Annotated in this window: 2 protein-coding genes; both read right to left on the bottom strand. The window is 59.8% G+C overall.

The genetic code is table 11. The annotated features are described in order from the left end of the window. A partial coding sequence (locus sphst_RS14600; protein ID WP_199848997.1) for a LolA family protein occupies nucleotides 1-355 on the bottom strand: 355 nt, incomplete at its 3' end. 478 nt (nucleotides 356-833) lie between these two features. Continuing rightward, nucleotides 834-1,994: an energy transducer TonB gene (locus sphst_RS14595; RefSeq protein WP_107045749.1), complete on the bottom strand. Its 1,161-nt coding sequence runs from the start codon at nucleotides 1,992-1,994 to the stop codon at nucleotides 834-836. Between the last annotated feature and the right edge of the window lie 347 nt (nucleotides 1,995-2,341).

Raw genomic sequence — 2,341 nt, 5'->3', positions numbered from 1 at the left:
GCGGCGAACTGCTGATAGGTGCGCGCGATACCTGACGAACCTTGTAGTCGATCATTATGAGCGAGTTGCCGTCTCCAACGACGAGCAAAGGTACGCCGCTTTGATACTGGAAGCGGACTTTTCCCGGCCGCTTGAGCGTAAGTACGCCAGCCAGTGAGCGGCCATTGCGATCGACCTGCGTAAATTGCGCTGTCATCGTATCAACGGCACGTAAATGCTGCTGCACCTGTACCATCGGAGAGACTTGGGCCAAAACCGGCACTGGCGCTGCAAGTGGAATGCCGAGCGCGAACGCGCAGGCGGCTTTGCGCAGAAGAAAGCCTGTACGTCGTAACCCCCACGAACTTGCGGGCATTTAATTCTTTGCCCTTTTACCTGCGCTAGTCAGGCTGGCGGGACCCGTCAGCTTATCCGAAGGTGGCAAAGAGCACACCACACCGAACGGAGTCGTATTGCAATGCTTCGTTATCTTTTGCGTCGCTTCCTTACGGCAAGTGACGCCAAATGGTGTTGTTGTACAACCTTTAGCCTCAACCGGGGCTTGAGTGGGTGCAAGGGCGAGAGCGGCAAATAGTACGAGCACAGGCATCACCTTGAATACGAACCTTACGTGATCCGATTTTACGGGCCATCGCAGCAAGCGAGGGATTTACGGAGCATCACATTAACGAAGGCCATACTGCCCGCAATGACGAACCCGCGATCGGCACCGGCGGGCAGGAGCGGTGCGTGTTTTCCAAAACTCGATGCTATTTCGGGAATGGCCGGGTTTAGTGGACTGCGGATCGTCTGCTTTCGTCCAGCCTACACGCAACGAAGACGGTTATCGTGATCTACGAGCCGGCCGAACGCCTCCGCCAACCGCGTTTATGGCGTTCTGACGATGAAAACTTACCCCACTTTGCGGTGGACGCTGGCGGCAACCTAAATTTGACGCGCTGAACGCAGCCCCGGCGGCCAGCCGCGTTTTCTGCCACGTGAGCGTTCGACAAGGCGTCGCGAGCTATAGCGCCGAAAGCCTCATCCGGTTCAGACAGGAGAATCTTCACGTTCCCGACCGCGCCCCATGGTGCGGTGTCGTAGCCGACTATGGCCATCCCTTCGATCCGGCGCCTTGCGAACGGCTTCGGATAAGCGCTTCCGTCCAGCAGGCCAGAGATCGACTTGGGATCTATCATGCAACCGAGCTGGTCGGCTGTGTCGCCAGGTGCGTCCGCGGGCAGCTCGGGCGCAGGATGTTCGGTCACGTCCGACAGATGGAAGTGGTACGTGCAACCACGGTAGCCAGACCCCGGCGCATAGCGGTTCGCGAGCAATGCGTGACGCCCCGCTGCGTCCAGCTCCGCATTGCCGGACGTTCCAAGAACGCGCACGGCGGCCGGCTTGCCGCTAGCATCGACGTCGAAGGCAAAGAACGTCCACGCGGGATCGCCGACGACTGGCCGCATCCTTTCAAACGCCGGCAGATTCAGCCGGCGGTATTGGCCAGGTTGGCCGGGGCAGGTCGATCCCGCAGGTCGGACCCGCTCGTACAGGCGTGGCGCGTTCCCTGCGATCTCGGGCCGGCTTGCCAGTTCGTACAGTTCCGACATCGCCGCCGTCTCGACCGGACCGAAAGACGCTTTGTAGCGTATGGAGCACTTGTCATGCGGAGCTCCCGCAGGGAAATGCGATGCGGCAAGGGAGGGCGCAAGATCGCTTGTGTCGAAGTAGTAGAAGTTCGGTGGCGGAGTAGGGTCGCGCCGGATCGTTCGCACGCGTCCTTGCGCGTCGATTGCGAAGTCGAACCGGTACGTCGGCGGCGGTGCCGCATCGGGGGCGGGGCCGTACCGCGTCCAGACAGTGGTCAGCGGATGGACGAGGCCGCCAGACAGGACTGCACCGTCGGCACATGAGACCTGGTCAACCGTCAAGGAGACAATCTCTGCGTGAGAATAGCCGGGCGGGGCTGGCGGCGCGGGGACGCTGAGTAAGGTGAGCAGCGCGACAAGCATGCCTTGATCTCCGGTCAGCGTAGCTCGAATCGTCCGCTACAATTTCTATGTTTAGCGCGCGGATCTCCGATCGGGAATGGCTTGGTCTGAGCGACTGCGGAAGAGCTGCTTTCCCAAAAATGAACGGCGATCGAGATAGCCGGGGCCTTCCCCAAAGGATCCGATTTCGAGAAGCGAAGCTACACAGGCCACGTTGCAAAAGGGGTCCCTTTTGCAACACCGGTCAGGATGCGCGGCACCAGTTATGGCATGACGATCGCTGCCTGAAACGATACGTTTGCTTGTGGTTAGCAGCGGAGGCCAAATGCGTAAAAGTGAGCTTATTCAGAGCATAGCCTCACTAAATC

The organism is Sphingomonas sp. STIS6.2 (assembly GCF_000732685.2).
Taxonomy (GTDB): domain Bacteria; phylum Pseudomonadota; class Alphaproteobacteria; order Sphingomonadales; family Sphingomonadaceae; genus Sphingomonas; species Sphingomonas aerolata.
This window is presented reverse-complemented; position numbering and strand designations above follow the sequence as displayed.